We start from the raw sequence: 19,476 nt of genomic DNA on the forward strand, positions 1-19,476 counted from the left end.
ATTGACCGTTGCGAAAGTAACGCCCCCGGTTCTGGAAGGGAGAACGCCATTAATTGTTTGATGGCATAACTCTGGAGTAGACCGATCACTAAGATTTATTTTGAGGTAAGAAGATGCAAGTTTCTGTTGAAACGACTCAAGGCCTTGGGCGTCGTGTAACAATCACCGTTCCTGCCACTGATATTGAAAAAGCAGTAAATAGCGAGCTGGTTAGCGTTGCTAAGAAAGTACGTGTTGATGGTTTCCGTAAAGGGAAAGTACCAATGAACATCGTTAAACAACGTTATGGTGCGTCTGTAATGCAAGACGTTCTGGGCGATGTGATGCAACGTAACTTCATCAATGCAATCATTGAAAACAAAATCAACCCAGCTGGCGCACCTAGCTATAAGCCAGAGCAACTGGAAGAGGGTAAAGATTTCGTTTACGCGGTTGAGTTTGAAGTTTACCCAGAAATCGAATTAACCGGTTTGGACACTATCGAAGTTGAAAAACCTGTGGTTTCGGTGAAAGACGAAGACCTGGAAAACATGTTAGAAACTCTGCGTAAACAACAAGCTGAGTGGAAAGAAGTTGACGCGGCAGCAGCAGCTGATTCACGCATCACTATCAACTTCACAGGGTCTATCGACGGTGAAGAGTTTGAAGGTGGTAAAGCAGAAGATTTCGCATTAGTGATGGGCGAAGGCCGTATGATCCCAGGCTTTGAAGAAGGCGTTGTTGGTCATAAAGCGGGTGAAGAATTCGATATCGAAGTTAACTTCCCGGAAGATTACCACGCGGAAAACCTGAAAGGTAAAGCGGCGAAATTCGCTATCGTTCTGAAGAAAGTAGAACAACGTGAACTGCCAGAATTCACTGAAGAATTTATCAAGCGTTTCGGTATCGCTGATGGTACTTTAGACGGTCTGCGTGCTGAAGTGCGTAAAAACATGGAACGTGAGCTGAAAAATGCAGTTCGTAACCGTGTTAAAGCACAAGTTCTTGATGGTCTGATCAAAGCGAACGACATCGAAGTTCCAACGGCGGTTGTTGATGGTGAAATCGATGTTCTGCGTCGTCAAGCGGCACAGCGTTTTGGTGGCAACGAACAGCAAGCGATGGAATTACCACGTGAACTGTTTGAAGAACAAGCAAAACGTCGTGTTGTTATCGGCCTGCTGTTAGGTGAAGTGATCAACAAAAACGAACTGAAAGCGGACGAAGATCGCGTTAAAGCGCTGATCGAAGAAATGGCATCTGCGTATGAAGATCCTGCTGAAGTTATCGAATACTACAGTAAAAATGAAGAGTTGATGAACAGCGTCCGTAACTTAGCGTTAGAAGAACAAGCTGTTGAAACTATTCTGGCTGTTGCTAAAGTGACTGAAAAAGAAACTAATTTCACCGAGCTAATGAACCAAGTTCAAGCTGGTTAATTTATTTCTTGCTGTACAAAATAAAAAACCCGTGGTGTTTTACTGCGGGTTTTTTTGCAATTAACGCTTTTAAATAATGGTTTTATGTATGAATTAAGATGGGAGACCTTGAAATTCACATTTAAACCCTAATGATATCTGTAGATTTCAACTAGCATGTATTGAGTTTTGCTTGTAATTTGAACTAGTTTAGAAAGCAAGCATCATAGAGAAACGAATTTAGTCAAAAGAGTTATTTCGTCACCTTTGAAAATCAGTTATGGTTTTCTCATGGGATATACCGTGTAAGTAAACAGACTTGTGTTAAACTTATTCAAAGAGCGCTTCGTTGACTTTAGCACAATTTGTTGCATTTTCTTCTTATTTCATCAGTAATCAGTCCAAAATAGGCTAAAATAGAGGAATAAGAGGGGCGCGAAATTGTGTAAATGCAGGTCTTTTTAAATAGGTTATTTTGTAGCATACCCTTTGCTCAATATGCTAGTTAGCAGATAGCAATTTAGGCGCAAGCACCAGAAAGTTTTTAATAGGAGATTTCGATGTCATATTTTGGCGGTCAGGAACAGTTAGCATCCCAAATGGCTCTTGTGCCAATGGTCATTGAGCAAACCTCTCGAGGTGAGCGCTCATATGATATTTATTCACGTTTATTAAAAGAGCGTATTATCTTCCTGACGGGTCAAGTGGAAGACCACATGGCGAATTTAATTGTCGCTCAAATGTTATTCCTCGAAGCGGAAAACCCTGAAAAAGATATCCAATTGTACATTAATTCACCTGGTGGTGTGATTACGGCGGGTATGTCTATCTATGATACCATGCAATTTATTAAGCCTGACGTTAGCACTATTTGTATGGGGCAAGCCTGTTCTATGGGGGCTTTTTTATTGGCAGCGGGTACGAAAGGTAAACGCTTCTGCTTACCAAATTCCCGTGTCATGATCCACCAACCTTTAGGTGGATATCAAGGTCAAGCGACGGATATTGAAATCCATGCGCAAGAAATTTTAAAAGTGAAAACACGCATGAATGAACTCATGGCTCACCATACTGGCAAGTCCATTGAAGAAATTAGCCGTGACACTGAGCGCGACCGTTTCTTGTCTGCAAATGAAGCACAAGAGTACGGTTTAGTCGACCAAATTTATAGTAGCCGTTAGTGGGTTAACTTTTGGTATAATTAATTCATACCATAAATTATTTTAAGAAAACCGTTGGTTTGTTTTTGGTGTTAATCAAACAAAACAAAGCAATATGAATAATAGTGAGGTCAACTGATGACAGAAAAACGCAAAGAGGGGACAGGTAAACTGCTTTACTGTTCTTTCTGCGGAAAAAGTCAGCACGAAGTACGTAAGCTGATTGCCGGTCCGTCAGTCTATATCTGTGATGAATGCGTAGACTTATGTCTCGATATCATCCGTGAAGAAATTAAAGAACTTGCGCCACATCGTGAGCGCAGTGAACTGCCTACACCACACGAAATTAGGCAACATCTTGATGATTATGTCATTGGCCAAGAAAAAGCGAAGAAAGTCTTGGCAGTGGCCGTTTATAACCATTACAAGCGGTTGCGTAATGGCGACAAAACCAATGATGGTGTTGAATTAGGTAAAAGTAATATCCTGTTAATCGGGCCTACTGGTAGTGGTAAAACCCTACTGGCTGAGACCTTAGCACGCTATTTGGATGTGCCATTTACCATGGCGGATGCCACTACGCTCACCGAAGCCGGTTACGTAGGGGAAGACGTTGAAAATATCATCCAAAAATTACTGCAAAAATGTGATTATGATGTAGAAAAAGCGCAGCGCGGTATCGTGTATATCGATGAAATTGATAAAATTTCACGTAAGTCCGATAACCCATCTATTACTCGTGACGTTTCGGGTGAAGGTGTGCAGCAAGCACTTTTGAAGCTTATCGAAGGTACGGTTGCAGCGGTTCCCCCACAAGGTGGACGTAAGCATCCACAGCAAGAATTTTTACAGGTTGATACCTCGAAAATTCTGTTTATTTGTGGCGGTGCATTTGCAGGCTTAGATAAAGTAATCGGTCAGCGTTTAAATACCCGCTCAGGTATCGGTTTTGCTGCTGAAGTGAAAGGCGAGTCAGACAAAGCAACTGAAGGTGAGTTATTAACTCAAGCTGAGCCAGAAGATCTAATTAAGTTCGGGTTAATTCCAGAATTTATTGGTCGTTTGCCCGTCGTTGCTACGTTAACTGAGTTGAGCGAAGAAGCGCTGATCCAAATTTTACAAGAGCCAAAAAACGCATTAACTAAACAATACCAAGCGCTGTTTAGTCTCGAAGGTACTGAACTTGAGTTCCGGGAAGAAGCGTTAAAGGCGATTGCCAAAAAAGCAATGGCACGTAAAACGGGGGCGCGTGGTTTACGTTCAATTGTTGAAGCTGCGTTATTAAATACTATGTATGATCTCCCTTCAATGACGGATGTGGAAAAAGTTGTCGTTGATGAAAATGTGATTAATGAACAATCAGAGCCTTTATTGATCTACAGCAAGCCAGATGCTCAAGCTTCAGGCGATAACTAATCTTCAAGAACGCGTTCAATAAATAATCAAACGAAATGAGGGATATCCCTCATTTTGTTTTTTATGTTCAACTAACCATTGAATGCTAAAATCTTGTCCCCATATAGTTTATATTCTGAGGTGTGGTTTCCTTATTTTGAGAAAAATTTCAAGAGAGACTGAAACCCTTAAACTAGCGTGAGCTAAACTAAGAGAGAGCTTTATGAATCCAGAGCGTTCCGAACGCATTGAAATACCAGTATTGCCTCTGCGTGATGTAGTGGTATACCCACATATGGTGATCCCACTGTTTGTTGGACGTGAAAAATCCATTCACAGTCTGGAAGCAGCGATGGATCATGACAAGCAAGTAATGCTGGTTGCGCAAAAAGAAGCCTCGACTGATGAGCCAGGGGTAAATGATTTATTTGCTGTTGGTACGGTTGCGTCGGTTATTCAGATGCTGAAACTACCCGATGGTACTGTAAAAGTCTTAGTTGAAGGTTTAAGACGTGCGCGTATTACTAGCCTGACTGACAATGGCGAGTTTTTCCTCGCACAAGCTGAATATTTAGTTGCAGAACAAGACAAGCACGCTGAAGGTGCCGTTTATGACGAAACTACAGCGGGGGCTCCATCATCACTCCTTGATGAGAAAGAAAATGAAGTGCTATATCGCACAATTGTGAGCCAGTTTGAAAGCTATATTAAGCTCAATAAAAAAATTCCACCGGAAGTGCTGACTGCATTGCACTCCATAGAGCAAGACCAGCTCGATAAACTTGCTGATACCATTGCATCACATATGCCGCTGAAATTAGCGGATAAACAGCGCGTTCTTGAAATGGCAAATATTGCTGAGCGTGTTGAGTTCCTGATGGCGATGATGGAAGCAGAAACTGAACTGCTGCAAGTCGAAAAACGCATCCGTAATCGTGTTAAAAAACAGATGGAAAAAAGCCAGCGTGAATACTATTTGAATGAGCAAATGAAAGCCATTCAGAAAGAGCTGGGTGAAATGGATGATGCGCCAGATGAATATGAATCGCTGAAACGTAAAATCGAAGAAGCGAAAATGCCTAAAGAGGCACAAGAAAAAGCAGAAGCAGAGTTGCAGAAGCTGAAAATGATGTCTCCGATGTCGGCAGAAGCCACAGTTGTCCGTAGCTATATCGACTGGATGGTACAAGTACCATGGCGTGCGCGTAGCAAAGTCAAAAAAGATTTAGTGAAAGCACAAGAAGTGTTAGATACCGACCATTATGGTCTTGAGCGTGTAAAAGACCGTATTCTTGAGTATCTAGCCGTGCAAAGTCGGGTAAGCAAAATTAAAGGGCCAATTCTGTGTTTAGTCGGGCCTCCAGGGGTTGGTAAAACGTCACTGGGTCAATCTATTGCAAAGGCAACAGGTCGTCAATATACCCGAATGGCGTTAGGTGGCGTGCGTGACGAAGCGGAAATCCGTGGTCACCGTCGTACCTATATTGGGTCAATGCCGGGCAAACTTATTCAGAAAATGGCAAAGGTTGGCGTGAAAAACCCGCTATTCCTGCTCGATGAGATAGACAAAATGTCTTCGGATATGCGTGGTGACCCTGCATCAGCGTTATTAGAAGTGCTTGACCCAGAACAAAACATCGCGTTTAACGACCACTATTTAGAAGTGGATTACGACTTGTCTGATGTTATGTTTGTTGCTACGTCAAACTCGATGAATATCCCTGCGCCATTATTAGATCGTATGGAGGTCATCCGTTTATCAGGCTATACCGAAGACGAAAAACTGAATATTGCTAAAAAACACTTATTATCGAAACAAATTGAACGTAATGCCTTGAAAAAAGGTGAGTTAACTATCGATGATAGCGCATTAATGAGCATTATTCGCTACTACACTCGTGAAGCGGGTGTACGTGGCTTAGAGCGTGAAATTTCGAAATTGTGCCGTAAAGCCGTTAAGGCGTTGTTACTGGATAAGAAACTCAAGCACATCGAAATCAATGCAGATAACTTAAAAGATTATCTCGGCGTTCGTCGTTTTGACTACGGCCAAGCAGATACAGAAAACCGTGTAGGCCAAGTGACGGGCTTAGCATGGACTGAAGTTGGTGGAGATTTATTGACCATCGAAACTGCGTGTGTACCGGGTAAAGGTAAGCTTACTTACACGGGGTCTTTAGGCGAAGTGATGCAAGAGTCAATCCAAACGGCATTAACCGTGGTGAGAGCGCGTGCTGAAAAACTGGGTATTAACAGCGATTTTTATGAAAAACGCGATATCCACGTTCACGTACCGGAAGGTGCTACACCGAAAGATGGCCCAAGTGCAGGTATTGCGATGTCAACAGCGCTGGTTTCTTGCTTAACGGGTAATCCAGTTCGTGCAGACGTGGCAATGACAGGTGAAATCACATTAAGAGGGTTGGTTTTCCCAATTGGTGGATTAAAGGAAAAATTATTAGCGGCGCATCGCGGCGGAATAAAAACCGTTTTAATCCCTAAAGAAAACGAACGTGATTTAGAAGAAATTCCTCAAAATGTGATCGCTGATTTAGAAATTCACCCAGTGAAAACCATTGAAGAAGTACTCTCTTTAGCTTTAGTTAATCCGCCTTTTGGGGCTGAGATTGTTAAAAAGAAAGCCAAAAGAGTGAGCTGAATCAAGAAGTTTGTATAAAACTAAGGCTGACACCTAATTTAGGGCTTGTCAGCCTTTTTTTTCATCGCTAATTTAGCGATGATTCTGATAATTGTTTGTATGCAATCTGTTCTCTTGCCATTGGTAATCAGGATTGATATAACGGCTGAATCATTAATTAACTGTACGAATAAAAGCTAGCTGCTATAGTTAATTTGGTGATTTATAGTCCAACTAATATGGGGATGATAAGAGTGAATAAAGCTCAACTGATTGATCAAATCGCTTCTGATGCGAATATTTCTAAAGCTGCTGCAGGTCGTGTTGTTGACGCGTTCGTTGCTACTGTAACAAGTTCTTTAAGTAAAGGAGACGATGTTGCTCTAGTTGGCTTTGGTAATTTTACTGTTCGTGAGCGTGCAGCACGTACAGGCCGTAACCCACAAACGGGTAAAGAGATTAAAATTGCTGCGGCGAAAGTTCCAGCTTTCCGTCCAGGTAAGGGTCTTAAAGACGCTGTTAATAGCTAATTAAGTATTTTAGTTTGTCTTTCTTGCATTTTTGCGAAAACTCAAACTGACGGAATGTCTTTAATCAGCTAATATATGAGCGCGCCATGGAAATGGTGCGCTTTTTTTTCTTTCTGGGTTAAGATTAGCGTATTATCAGGAAATTGAATTCAACAAAGCGGAGTTAAGCCTTTTTATGATGGAAAATCTACGCACGAAGGCGAACAGTCCTTTTATTAAAATTTTGCTAGCGGTCATTATGCTGTCATTCGTGCTGACAGGCGTTATGATGGGCGGCTTAGGTGGTAATAGTGCCAACAAAGCAGCAGAAGTTAATGGACAGCCAATTAGTAGGGAGCAGTTACAGCAGGCTTTTCAGCAGGAACGCCAATCATTGCAAGAATACTTGGGCGATAAATTCTCTGAAGTTGCAAGCAATGAAGAAAGCATGAATTTGCTGCGTCGCCAAGCGCTTGATAACTTGATTAACAACGAATTGATTAATCAATATGCTAATGAATTAAATCTCTCAGCGAGCGATAAACAGATTGAACAAGCTATTTTTGCTATGCCAATCTTTCAAACTGATGGCCGCTTTGATGGCGATAAATATCGTGAAATCTTAAGCCGCTACAACATTAATGCGGATAGTTTTGCGGCACAGATCCGCCAAGATTTAACACGTGCTCAGTTAGGGAAATCCTTTACGGGTACGGACTTTGCGTTACCATCAGAAGTCAAAGCTTACGCCGAGTTGTTTATGCAAGAGCGCGCAATTCGTACCGCAACCTTATCTTTAGCTGATGTTCAAGCAAAACAGACTGTGTCGGAAGAAGAGCTGAAAGCGTATTACGATGCCAACCAAAATAGCTTTATTTCACCGGAAAAAGTGCAAGTTAGCTATGTTGAAATGGATGCGGCATCCATGCCAGAAGCCACAGTTTCTGATGAAGAAGTGAAAACCTTTTACGAGCAAAACCTGAAAAACTACACTCAGGCAGAGCAAAAACAGTACAGTATGATCCAAGTGGCTTCTGAAAAAGAAGCAAACGACATCATTAATGAAATCAAAGCAGGTGCTGACTTTGCAACGCTAGCGACTGAAAAATCGACGGATAAATTCAGTGCAGGTAATAAAGGTCTAATTGGTTGGATGGAAGCGGCTTCAACGCCGAGTGAAATCATCACGGCTAACTTAACTGAAAAAGGTCAACTTTCAGCGCCAGTTAAAGCACAGGGTAACTATGTTATTTTTCGTTTAGATGACATTAAACCTGAATCAACAAAACCGTTTGAACAAGTGTCTGAAAGCATTAAACAGAGTTTGCTTCAAGATAAAAATATCAAGCAGTTCTATGACTTACAACAGAAAGTCAGTGAAGCAGCAACGAGTGATATGGAATCACTGGTTTCAGTTGAGTCAGTTTCAGGTTTAAAATCAGTCACAACGGATTGGTTTGACCGTAATAATCCGCCAGCAGCACTGAACTTCCCTAAAGTTATCAATGAAATCTTTAGTGACCGTTTAGTTGATAAAAATGGGTCTAAAGGGATTAACTCTGACGTGATTAACGTTGAGGGGGATCGTGCATTTGTTGTTCGTGTAACGGAATATAAACCTGAAAGCACTGAACCATTTGAAACAGTTAAACCCGAGATTGAAAAGTTAGTTAAACGCCAAAAAGCAGACGCAGAGCTAAAAGCAACAGCAGATAAGCTACTTGCTGAGCTAAAAGCAGGCAAAGGCGAAGCAGCACTCAATGCAGCGGGTATTAAATTTGCGGATGTACAAACAGTTTCTCGCTTAATGCCACAAACTGCGACGATCAATGCAGCAATGGAAATGGCTCAGCCTGTTGATGGAAAGCCAACATATTCTATTGCCCGTGATGAGTCTGATAACTATGTGGTTATTCAGTTGGATAAAGTCACTTTAGGTCAGCCAACTGAAGATGAACTGAAGCAGTTATCTCGCGAATACCAAGGTGTAATGAGCTCAGCCGTGAATGAAGCGCTGATGCTTAACTTACGTGAAAACGCTAAAATTGAAGTCATGAACCTTGAGTAATTGCGAGCAGCTTCGTAATTTAAGTTGCAAATATGTTATCGAAAGGCCACCGCTGGGTGGCCTTTCGCATTTTTATTTTTCGTTAAATGTTTCGATGATTTTTCTCTGGCACTGTAGTGTTTCTACATACAAAGGAGAAATTTTATGTCATGGAAATCAATTGGTAAACGCGTTCTAGCCACAATGGTATGTTTATCGCTAGTGGGGGGATTTTCCCCTTTAATATGGGCGAAAAAAAATACAGCAGAAAAGCCGACGACTATCAATCAATCTACCGCGTCCACGGAAAACTCAAAAGTTATCGATCATAATCAATCAGATAAAATCAATATTAATCAAGCTTCTGCTGAAGAATTGGCTCAAAAACTCAATGGGATTGGTAAACAAAAAGCAAAAGCAATTGTTGAGTATCGGGAAAAATATGGTGCGTTTAATTCCATTGAAAATATTTTGGAAGTGCAGGGAATAGGTCCCGCGTTTTTAGAAAAAAATAAACATAAACTCATGCTTTAATGTCAGGGCTCCTCATTTAACACATTGGGGAGCCGCTATTACTGCGGTTGTTTATTGAGCGAATTTACGACTTTAGAGTAAATAATTTGAGAGCTAAGTCTTATTCGTGATATTTATTCAGCATATTTTCCGTACATTTGTTATTTTTATGTTATCAAGAAGCAAACTGGTCGGAGTAGTTATGGCAACAAAGATTAAAGTTCATGGTTATCATATTGACGTATTTCAGCACGTGAATAATGCTCGCTACTTGGAGTTCTACGAAGCAGACCGCTGGGAGTGGATGAATAAACGTAATTTTATTAGCTGGGCGATACAAAGTAATTTAACCATGGCCGCAGTAAATATCAATGTTAACTATATTCAAGGGGTATTACTGGGAGATGAGCTAACTGTTGTAACACGTATGGATAAAATTGGTTCTAAGAGCGCCGTATGTTATCAACAAATTATCCGTAATAAAGCAGGGCAAGCAGAAGTAGTATCTGATGCTTATGTCACATTCGTATTCATTGATAATCTCACCAATAAAGCGATTGTGATTGATGAAGAACTGCGTGAAAAACTGGAGTCATTTAATTCGGTGGTTGATGATTTTATCCGTTAGCTAAATCGAGCCTACCTTATTTTGATTATTAGGTAGGCAAATATTGTGGTGATATTAGTTAGCTTGTCGCTGTTTTAGTGAATGCATAATGGCCTCTTTTTGGCTTAGGTATTCGTTTAACCCTTTGCTTCTTAAATGGCAAGCCGCGCATTCGCCGCAGCCATCTCCTTGAATGCCATTATAGCAAGTCAGTGTTTGTTCTCTGATGGTATTTAAGTGACCATAACTGTCAGCAAGTGCCCATGTTTGGGCTTTGTTGAGCCACATAAGGGGCGTTTCAAAACGAATAGTTTTGGCTATGCCAAGGTTGATGGCGTGATTAAGTGCTTTAATAAACTCATCTCGGCAATCAGGGTAACCGGAGAAATCGGTTTCGCATACGCCAGTGATCACGGCTTCTGCTTGGACTTGGTAGGCATATATTGCAGCTAAAGTGAGAAATAGGATATTACGCCCAGGTACAAAGGTACTCGGCAAGCCGCTTGCTTCGCTTTCTTCGAAATCAGGGACCGGGATGTTGTCCCGCGTTAAACTACTCACAGCTAACTCATTGAGTAATGTGACATCTAAAATTTTATGAGCTGCCGCACCTAGTGATGTACTTAATTTTTTTGCAACTTCAATTTCTTGACGATGCCGTTGTCCATAATCGAAAGTGACACAATGCACTTCATCATAATTTGCTAAGGCTTGGATCAAGCAAGTTGTTGAGTCTTGTCCGCCACTAAAGACGACAACAGCGCGTTTCATAGTCACTCCTTGGTGAAAATTCAGGTCATTCAAGAAAATACAGTTTTAGCTTCCTATGTTAGCGAGGTGATAACACGATTAACAGTCCTATCTTTATAAATTTGATCCAGTTAGTGTGCTATTTTGCTTATTATTTTTTTATTTGTATAAAATTATTCTATAATAAAGCGAATTGGTGACATTATTATTGTTTTTAAATGATGATTTTTTGCATAATAGCGTTTTCAACATAAAAATATAACAAAAAGCATTTACACCTAAGCCAAGAGAGCCTTCATGTTAGATAAAATAGACAAAAAGCTGCTTTGTTTATTGCAAAATGATAGTAGCTTATCACTGAACACACTCGCTGAAGCAGTCAATTTAACCTCTACACCTTGTTGGAAGCGGCTGAAACGTCTCGAAGATGAAGGGTATATTCGCGGGCGAGTCACGCTACTTGATGGCGAAAAGCTTGGGTTAGGGCTTACCGTTATTGTGACAATAAAAACACAGCACCATAATAGTGAATGGTATGAGCAGTTTGTGTCCTTTGTCAGTCAATTGCCTGAAGTACTCATGTTTTACCGTATGGCGGGGGAATATGATTATCTGATGCAAGTCGAAGTGCATGATATGAAATCTTATGATCTTTTCTATAAAAAACTGGTTAATGGGGTTCATGGTTTAATTGATGTCACTTCAAGTTTTGCGATGGAAAAAATCAAATATACAACGGAACTACCGATCCCTGACTAGTCCATTGCTAGAGACGGCAATCTAAGGCAGCCAAAAGCATACAAATTCATTAACATTATTTAAGGCAGTAATACGTGCGATTATTTTCACAACTCAAGTGGTATTTTTTAAGTGAATGGCGGCGCTATCTCGGCGCTGTTTGCTTTTTAATTGTTATTGCTATCCTACAACTTATTCCGCCGCGCATTGTTGGAGTGGTCGTTGATGGGATCAGTAAAGAAACCATGCCGAGAAGCCAACTGATCCACTATGTTCTGCTGATGTTATTCATCGCGTTAATTGTTTATGGTTTGCGATATATTTGGCGAATTTGGTTGTTTGGCGCTTCTTACAAATTAGCGGTTCAATTACGGCAAAAATTTTACCGTCAGTTAAGCCTACAAAACCAAGCCTTTTACCTAAAATACCGCACAGGGGATCTTATCGCACGTACAACAAATGATGTGGATCGCGTGGTGTTTGCTGCGGGGGAAGGGGTCTTAACCTTGGTGGATTCCCTTGTTATGGGCTGTGCCGTTTTAATTATGATGAGCGTTGAAATTAGTTGGCAGCTCACCTTATTGGCGTTGATCCCGATGCCGATTATGGCAATTGTTATCAAACGCTACGGGGATCAACTTCACCATCGTTTTAAGCATGCACAAGGCGCATTCTCATCATTAAATAACCATGCACAAGAAAGTTTAACCAGTATTCGCATGATCAAAGCATTTGGTCTTGAAGATCACCAATCTAACCAATTTGAGCAAGTCGCGACAGAAGCTGGCCGACGCAATATGCATGTCGCCAAAATTGATGCGCGTTTTGATCCAACAATATTTATGGCAATAGGCATGGCTAACTTATTTGCCATCGCAGGGGGCAGTTGGATGGTTCTAGATGGAACGCTCTCGTTAGGTGAGTTGACCAGTTTTGTGATGTATTTAGGGCTAATGATTTGGCCGATGTTAGCACTGGCTTGGATGTTTAACATTGTTGAGCGCGGCAGTGCCGCTTATAGTCGAATTGTCAGTTTGTTAGATGAACCGCTGGTGATTAAAGATGGCTCCCATTCATTGTCCCCCGAAAAAGGGGAACTGCATGTGAACATTGTCGCTTTTAACTACCCGGAAACGACTCGGCTCTCGTTGCACGATGTGCAATTCAACTTAAAGCCAGGGCAATTTTTAGGCCTGTGTGGGCCGACGGGATCAGGTAAGTCCACGTTGCTAACCTTGCTACAGCGTCAGTTTGATATCACGGAAGGAAGTATAAGCTATCAAGGCTTACCATTATCTGACATTAGATTAGATGAATGGCGAGCAAGGCTGTCGATTGTCAACCAATCACCTTTCTTATTCTCTGATACGGTGGCAGGAAACATCGCTCTTGGCAGGCCTAATGCCACACAAGCAGAAATTGAAGAGGCGGCGCGCATTGCGTGTGTGCATGAGGATATTTTGCGTTTGCCAGAAGGTTACGAAACGCAAGTTGGTGAGCGAGGCGTCATGCTTTCCGGCGGGCAAAAGCAACGCATTTCTATTGCACGGGCAATTTTACAAAATGCAGAAATATTGGTGTTGGATGACTCCCTTTCTGCGGTGGATGGGCAAACAGAATTTACTATCTTGCAGAACTTAAGCCAGTGGCGACAAGGGAGAACGTTAATTATTAGTGCACACCGTTTGTCTGCTTTAGTAGAAGCTGACAACATTTTAGTGTTATCCCAAGGAACAATAGCAGCGCAAGGTCAGCATGGGGCTCTGATAAGCCAATCAGGCTGGTATAAAGATATGTACCATTATCAACAAATAGAAGCGGCTTTGGATGGTGAACTATGAGCCAGAAAAAACCACTTTGGCCTGCACTGAAACGGCTTTTATCCTACGGAAAAGTCTATCGTGGCACGATGGGGATTGCCATTGGCATGTTATGGCTAGCAGCGATTGCGGAAGTTAGCGGACCTCTGCTTATTAGCTACTTTATTGATAATATGGTCGCTAAAAAACAGATTATTATGCCATTGACCCTGTACATGGTTATTGGCTTTATACTATTGCAGATAATTGCTGCGTTACTCCATTATTATCAAGTCATTCTATTTAACAAAGCCGCGGTTGGCGTGGTGCAAAACTTGCGAACCGATGTGATGAATGCTGCGCTCAGGCAGCCATTAAGTGCATTTGATAAACAGCCAGTTGGGCAGCTAATCTCTCGAGTCACTAATGATACTGAGGTAATCAAAGACTTGTTTGTCATGGTTGTTCCGACGGTATTTCGTAGTTTAGCGCTGATTTGTGCCATGTTAGTGGCCATGTTTTCTCTTGAATGGCGAATGGCGTCAGTTGCGGTAATGATTTTTCCTGCTGTATTTGTTGTGATGATCGTTTATCAACGTTTAAGCACCCCCATTGTTCGTCGTGTCCGCGCGTATCTTGCAGATATTAATAACGGCTTTAATGAAGTTATTAATGGTATGACGGTGATCCAACAATTTTTGCAGCAAGCTCGGTTTGGCGTAAAAATGCAGGATGTAAGCCAAGATCATTATCGTGCAAGAATGAAGGCCTTAAAACTGGATGGTTTGTTGTTACGCCCATTACTCAGTTTATTTTCAGCGTCTATTTTATGTGGTTTGTTGTTCCTTTTTGGTGTTGAAGGTACAACAACAATTGGAGTAGGGGTGTTATATGCCTTTATCAATTATTTAGGTCGATTAAATGAGCCGTTGATTGAGTTAACCTCTCAGCAATCTATGTTGCAGCAAGCTGTGGTATCGGGTGAGCGCGTTTTTGAGTTAATGGATAGTCCACAGCAAGGGTATGGTGACAATATTGCACCGTTACAAGGAGGTTCAATTACCATCAATCACCTTTCTTTCGCCTACCATGACGACAAACTGGTCTTGAATGATATTAACTTGCATGTGCCTAATAATCATTTTGTTGCACTAGTGGGGCATACAGGCAGCGGTAAAAGTACGATTGCTAACTTGATCATGGGCTATTACCCGTGGGTAAAAGGCGAAATATTACTGGATGGTCGTGATTTACACTCGTTGTCCCACCAAGTGCTGCGTAACGGTATTGCTATGGTACAACAAGATCCGGTTGTATTGGCTGCTTCATTTTTTGATAACGTAGCGTTAGGGCGTGATGTAAGCCAAGAAAAGGTATGGGAAGTGCTCGAAACCGTCCAACTTGCAGGATTGGTTCGTCAGCTTCCTGAAGGCTTAGATACTGTGCTTGGTGAGCAAGGTAACACACTGTCGGTTGGGCAGCGGCAGTTATTGGCGATGGCGAGGGTACTGGTGGTTACGCCGAAGATCCTTATTTTGGATGAAGCCACTGCAAATATTGATTCAGGTACTGAACAGGCGATTCAAAAGGCGCTACGTGTTATTCGTGAAAACACGACGCTGGTCGTGATTGCTCATCGTTTATCAACGATTGTTGATGCTGATGAGGTGATTGTGCTGCATCGTGGTGCAATTGTTGAGAAAGGAACTCACTCGCATCTTTTACAACAAAAAGGGCGTTATTACCAAATGTACCAGTTACAACAGGTTGGTGAATCCCTAAATGCCCGCTGTGATGCTGAGATCGAGGCTATTCCTAGTTAATAATTCTGCACTATTATAATGCATTCCCTAAAACCACTCATTTGAGTGGTTTTTTATTTGGTTGTTTCTTATTGAATTTTAACGATAAATAATTTTGGCACAGGATTTGCTCCTATGTGAATGCGGCTTACAACTGGTGAGCGTGTTATTGGTATGACTTATAGGAGTGAGAATGAAATACATCATCGTAATCATTAAGCCATTTAAGTTAGATGAGGTTCGTGAGGCGCTGTCTGAAATTGGTATTCAAGGGATGACCATTACAGAGGTGCGCGGTTTTGGACGGCAAAAAGGGCACGCTGAATTATACCGAGGAGCAGAGTATACCGTTGATTTTTTACCTAAAGTGAGAATGGAAATTGCTGTTCCTGATGAGTTAGTTGAGTTAGTCATTGAAACTGTAGAGAAGAAAGCGCATACCGGCCAGGTTGGTGATGGGAAAATATTTATTTTGCCATTAGAACAAGCAGTACGCATTCGTACTGGCGAAAAACAAGACGAAGCACTCTAGGAGAACGACGATGCGTAAATGGTTTCAATATATATTGATAGCAGTGGGTGGTTTTCCAATGACAGTTTTGGCGTCACAAGGGGGATTAGATAAAGCAGATAATGCTTTTATGATGATAGCCACCGCATTGGTGATTTTCATGATTGTACCCGGTATTGCTTTGTTTTATGGCGGATTATTAAGAAGTAAAAACGTACTTTCGCTTATGGCTCAGACAACAGTGATTTTGGCACTGGTTTCTGTTATTTGGATTATTTATGGATACAGTTTAGCGTTCAGTGAAGGGAATGGATTTTTGGGGGGTTTTAGCCTTGTAATGTTAAAGGGGATCACAGTAGAAAGTTTATCCGCCACGATCCCTCAGTTTGTCCATGTAGCCTTCCAAGGGGCATTTGCCTGCTTAACAGTGGCATTAGTCGTCGGCGCTTTAGGCGAACGGATTAAATTTTCCGCTGTTTTAATTTTTACTGTGATTTGGACCACTTTTGCTTATTTGCCAATGGCGCATATGGTGTGGGGGGGCGGTATTCTTTCGCAAGATGGTGCATTGGATTTTGCCGGGGGAACTGTTGTCCATATTAATGCCGCAGTCGCGGGTTTAGTTGGTGCTTACTTACTTGGTCATCGAACAGGGTTAGGAAAAGAGGCGATTAAGCCACATAACTTGCCGATGGTATTTATGGGGACATCTATTTTGTTTATCGGTTGGTTTGGCTTCAATGCAGGTTCTGCGGGAAGCGCTGATGGCATAGCCGCTTTAGCTTTTGTTAATACTGTTGCAGCTGCATCTGGAGCGATTTTGTCATGGACACTGGCAGAATGGATGTTTAGGGATAAACCGTCTTTATTAGGTGCCTGCTCAGGTTGTTTGGCTGGGTTAGTTGGTGTGACTCCTGCGGCAGGAACCGTGGGGGTAGGTGGTGCACTCATCATTGGCTTGCTTTCAGGGATAGCCGGTTTGTGGGGGGTTGTGGTGCTAAAACGTAAGCTAAAAGTTGACGATGTCTGTGATGTTTTTGGCGTCCATGGGGTTTGCGGTATTCTAGGCTGCTTACTGACAGGGATATTCACATCAAGTGCATTGGGTGGCAGCGGCTTTGCTGAAGGCATTACTATGTTAAAACAACTTGGTATCCAAGCTTTTAGTATCTTAGTTTGTGTTATATGGACGGCGGTGGTGGCGTTTATTGCCTTTATGGTTGCAGCGAAAACAACTGGGCTAAGGATAGGAGTTGAGAAAGAAAGAGAAGGTCTGGATATCACTTCACACGGTGAAAGTGCTTATAATTAAGGCTATCTCGTTTGGTTATTTAATGAATTCAGGATAAAACTGTGTTCTATTCAAATTGATAATGGCAGTATAAATGATACTGCCATTACTTTTTTAGTAAAAAGTGAGTAATCACTGACTTTTCAATAGCGGTTTCTTAACGTGGTTTTCTCAGTCGTATAACGCCCTCTTGCACCGCGGTTGCAACAAGCTCACCTTGAGGGTTATAGATTTGTCCTTTGACAAAACCTCTTCCTCCTGATGCGGATGGACTTTCGACGGCATAAAGTAACCAATCATCAATTTTAAAAGGTCGATGGAACCACATTGAATGATCAATGGTAGCGACCTGCAAATCTCTTTCCATAAAACCACGCCCGTGGGGCTGCAAAGCGGCGGGTAGGAAATTATAGTCGGAAGCATAACCTAATAAATAATGATGTAGCGAAGGAATATTAGGCAATTGTCCCTTAGCTTTAAACCAGATATAACGGAATGGTTCTTGAGGTGGTGCATCGAACGGGCTGTAGAATTCTACGGGTCTAAATTCAAAAGGGTTAGGCCTTAACGCGTATTTTTTGACTGTTTCTGGCAATTTATCTGCCAATGCTTGCACAATATCATCTTGAGAAATTAATTGAGAAGGTGGTGGAACGTCAGGCATCAAGTTTTGATGTGAGTATCCTTCTTCTTGGGTTTGAAATGAAGCCGTCATAAAGAAAATGGGTTTGCCATTTTGAATGGCACTGACGCGGCGTGCACTAAAACTGCCACCATCGCGCAGAATTTCCACATCGTACACAATGGGTCGAGAGCTATCTCCGGGGCGCAAAAAATAACTGTGAAAAGAGTTAATAAAGCGATCTTCAGGGAGCGTTTGTTCGGCGGCATACATGGCTTGTCCAACAACTTGGCCACCAAAAACTTGTGGCAAACCGAGGTCTTCGCTTTGCCCTCTGAAAATGCCTTCTTCAATTTTCTCAAGTTCAATGAGGCTAATTAAGTTCTGTAATTCTGGACTCATAATGACCTTAGTGCAGTTAAAAATAATGAAATATCGGTATTTTCCCATTAATTTACCAAAATAGGTAGGCAGATTGTGTATGAGTAAATCTACGTTTACCGATAGTTACAATTTGAAATATTATTTTATTATTTTATTCAAATTGGTTATACTTTTTTCAATTCCCGCATCAAAAAAGCATTTTTAATTTAATGATTTTTTAAAATATTTTAATAAACATAGTGTTATAGGTAATGACTATGATGTTTTTACGTTACTTTGTTAGCTTAATATTTGTTTTTTCTTTACTCGGTTGTGAAGGGAATAACACAAAGCCGAGTGAAAAAGCACTTAATGTTAAAGCTAGCCATAACAACCAAGCTGTCGATACAGGAAAAATTGAAGGACGAGTTGTTATTGTGCAGAATTCCGGTTTACCCGCAGACGCAGTTGTTACTGTGACGCTCGCTGATACCTCTATTGTGGATTTACCAGCGCTTATTTTATCTCAGAAATATTATGACTCACTCAATAATCGTCCGACAATACCCTTTGAGTTAACCTATCATAAGAATGAGGTAAGACCTGAAGGTAAATTGACGGTGAATGCAACAGTTAACGCGGATGGAAAATTGCTGTATATCACTGACTCTGTGGTTGAAGTGATTAATAATGGTGTAACCAAAAATGTTGAATTATTAATGGTTCCCGCAAATTAGTATGATTATAGCAATGATCTGATTTTTTGATGACAGGCTATAACTTACCTATTTTGTGTAATAAATCAGCACTTAGCCGTCGTATTCTTGCTATTTAAGCGACTATCGAGCATAATGCCCCTGCTTCGAAAGAAGTATTCAATGGGGGCTCTGTTGGTTCTCCCGCAACGCTAACTTGTTAACTTGGTCAGGTCCGGAAGGAAGCAGCCATAGCAGGGGTCGTGTGTGCCGGGATGTCGCTGGCAGGGCTCCCACCCAATTTACCATTCTCGTTTTATTCTTTAGTCTTATTTAAATACATTAACCCCATTTCGATAACTAATAAAATTATCTTATCTTATTTTACATTTAAATTTTATATAAATGTAAAGTTAGGTTTTATTTTTAAAATAATTTCTAATATGCAAATAGCATGCAGTTAAAAATATGGCATTAATTGTTAAAATGATAGGTATCTTAAGGCTGAATGAGAAAATAAATGACGAGAAAGGTTATCAGCATTAAAAATAATGCCAATAATTTTGTGTAACCTATAATGAGTTCAGCCGATAAATGGGTTACCGGCTATAACCATTTACTATCTGAGCGTGTTTCTAA

At 41.3% G+C, this 19,476-nt stretch carries 16 protein-coding genes and 1 other RNA gene; 15 read left to right on the forward strand and 2 right to left on the reverse strand.

The genetic code is table 11. The features are described from left to right. Nucleotides 1–113 precede the first annotated feature (113 nt). From tig to AB6N04_RS00380, 8 genes are all read left to right on the forward strand, one after another. Complete coding sequence (tig, locus tag AB6N04_RS00345) at nucleotides 114–1,418, forward strand: trigger factor (protein ID WP_369309983.1); 1,305 nt, start codon at nucleotides 114–116, stop codon at nucleotides 1,416–1,418. 539 nt (nucleotides 1,419–1,957) lie between these two features. After that, nucleotides 1,958–2,578, forward strand: a complete 621-nt coding sequence (gene clpP, locus AB6N04_RS00350; RefSeq protein WP_369309984.1) for an ATP-dependent Clp endopeptidase proteolytic subunit ClpP — start codon at nucleotides 1,958–1,960, stop codon at nucleotides 2,576–2,578. Nucleotides 2,579–2,695: 117 nt separating this feature from the next. After that, nucleotides 2,696–3,973: an ATP-dependent protease ATP-binding subunit ClpX gene (gene clpX / locus AB6N04_RS00355; RefSeq protein WP_369309985.1), complete on the forward strand. Its 1,278-nt coding sequence runs from the start codon at nucleotides 2,696–2,698 to the stop codon at nucleotides 3,971–3,973. 202 nt (nucleotides 3,974–4,175) lie between these two features. Then, nucleotides 4,176–6,611 (forward strand): endopeptidase La, encoded by a 2,436-nt coding sequence (gene lon / locus AB6N04_RS00360; RefSeq protein ID WP_369309986.1) that lies wholly within the window; start codon nucleotides 4,176–4,178, stop codon nucleotides 6,609–6,611. A gap of 233 nt (nucleotides 6,612–6,844) precedes the next feature. Next, complete coding sequence (gene hupB / locus AB6N04_RS00365; RefSeq protein ID WP_206084605.1) at nucleotides 6,845–7,120, forward strand: nucleoid-associated protein HU-beta; 276 nt, start codon at nucleotides 6,845–6,847, stop codon at nucleotides 7,118–7,120. Nucleotides 7,121–7,295: 175 nt separating this feature from the next. Beyond that, complete coding sequence (gene ppiD / locus AB6N04_RS00370; RefSeq protein WP_369309987.1) at nucleotides 7,296–9,167, forward strand: peptidylprolyl isomerase; 1,872 nt, start codon at nucleotides 7,296–7,298, stop codon at nucleotides 9,165–9,167. Between the two features lie 144 nt (nucleotides 9,168–9,311). Next, nucleotides 9,312–9,680, forward strand: coding sequence for a ComEA family DNA-binding protein (locus AB6N04_RS00375; protein WP_369309988.1), 369 nt, complete (start codon nucleotides 9,312–9,314; stop codon nucleotides 9,678–9,680). A 181-nt stretch (nucleotides 9,681–9,861) separates the two neighbouring features. Beyond that, nucleotides 9,862–10,287, forward strand: coding sequence for an acyl-CoA thioesterase (locus AB6N04_RS00380; protein WP_369309989.1), 426 nt, complete (start codon nucleotides 9,862–9,864; stop codon nucleotides 10,285–10,287). Between the two features lie 54 nt (nucleotides 10,288–10,341). On the opposite strand, the gene queC is transcribed toward AB6N04_RS00380, so the two are convergent. Further along, nucleotides 10,342–11,037 carry a 7-cyano-7-deazaguanine synthase QueC gene (queC, locus tag AB6N04_RS00385; protein ID WP_369309990.1) on the reverse strand — a complete coding sequence of 232 codons (696 nt, stop codon included), beginning with the start codon at nucleotides 11,035–11,037 and terminating at the stop codon, nucleotides 10,342–10,344. A gap of 276 nt (nucleotides 11,038–11,313) precedes the next feature. Here queC and AB6N04_RS00390 point away from each other — a divergent pair, with 276 nt between their 5' ends. The 5 genes from AB6N04_RS00390 (at nucleotide 11,314) to amtB (ending at nucleotide 17,178) form a co-directional block, all read left to right on the forward strand. Next, entirely contained in the window at nucleotides 11,314–11,775 is a 462-nt protein-coding gene (locus tag AB6N04_RS00390) for an Lrp/AsnC family transcriptional regulator (RefSeq protein ID WP_369309991.1), read from the forward strand. 74 nt (nucleotides 11,776–11,849) lie between these two features. After that, nucleotides 11,850–13,595, forward strand: coding sequence for a SmdA family multidrug ABC transporter permease/ATP-binding protein (locus tag AB6N04_RS00395; RefSeq protein WP_369309992.1), 1,746 nt, complete (start codon nucleotides 11,850–11,852; stop codon nucleotides 13,593–13,595). Further along, nucleotides 13,592–15,376 (forward strand): SmdB family multidrug efflux ABC transporter permease/ATP-binding protein, encoded by a 1,785-nt coding sequence (locus AB6N04_RS00400; RefSeq protein WP_369309993.1) that lies wholly within the window; start codon nucleotides 13,592–13,594, stop codon nucleotides 15,374–15,376. Before AB6N04_RS00395 ends, AB6N04_RS00400 begins: the two co-directional genes overlap by 4 nt. Nucleotides 15,377–15,548: 172 nt before the next feature. Continuing rightward, the gene (locus tag AB6N04_RS00405; RefSeq protein ID WP_353242905.1) at nucleotides 15,549–15,887 is read left to right on the forward strand and encodes a P-II family nitrogen regulator; all 339 of its coding nucleotides are present in this window, start codon (nucleotides 15,549–15,551) and stop codon (nucleotides 15,885–15,887) included. Nucleotides 15,888–15,897: 10 nt separating this feature from the next. Further along, nucleotides 15,898–17,178 carry an ammonium transporter AmtB gene (gene amtB / locus AB6N04_RS00410; RefSeq protein ID WP_369309994.1) on the forward strand — a complete coding sequence of 427 codons (1,281 nt, stop codon included), beginning with the start codon at nucleotides 15,898–15,900 and terminating at the stop codon, nucleotides 17,176–17,178. Nucleotides 17,179–17,314: 136 nt separating this feature from the next. Here the strand turns inward: amtB and tesB are convergent, their stop codons facing one another. After that, a complete protein-coding gene (tesB, locus tag AB6N04_RS00415) occupies nucleotides 17,315–18,181 on the reverse strand; it encodes an acyl-CoA thioesterase II (RefSeq protein WP_369309995.1) in 867 nt (288 codons plus the stop codon). A 239-nt stretch (nucleotides 18,182–18,420) separates the two neighbouring features. Here tesB and AB6N04_RS00420 point away from each other — a divergent pair, with 239 nt between their 5' ends. Together AB6N04_RS00420 and ffs are read left to right on the forward strand one after the other, a co-directional pair. Next, nucleotides 18,421–18,879: a YbaY family lipoprotein gene (locus AB6N04_RS00420; protein WP_369309996.1), complete on the forward strand. Its 459-nt coding sequence runs from the start codon at nucleotides 18,421–18,423 to the stop codon at nucleotides 18,877–18,879. 151 nt (nucleotides 18,880–19,030) lie between these two features. Continuing rightward, an RNA gene (gene ffs / locus AB6N04_RS00425) (signal recognition particle sRNA small type) lies at nucleotides 19,031–19,127 on the forward strand. The last annotated feature ends 349 nt before the right edge of the window (nucleotides 19,128–19,476 follow it).

The organism is Providencia rettgeri (assembly GCF_041075285.1).
Taxonomy (GTDB): Bacteria; Pseudomonadota; Gammaproteobacteria; order Enterobacterales; family Enterobacteriaceae; genus Providencia; species Providencia rettgeri_G.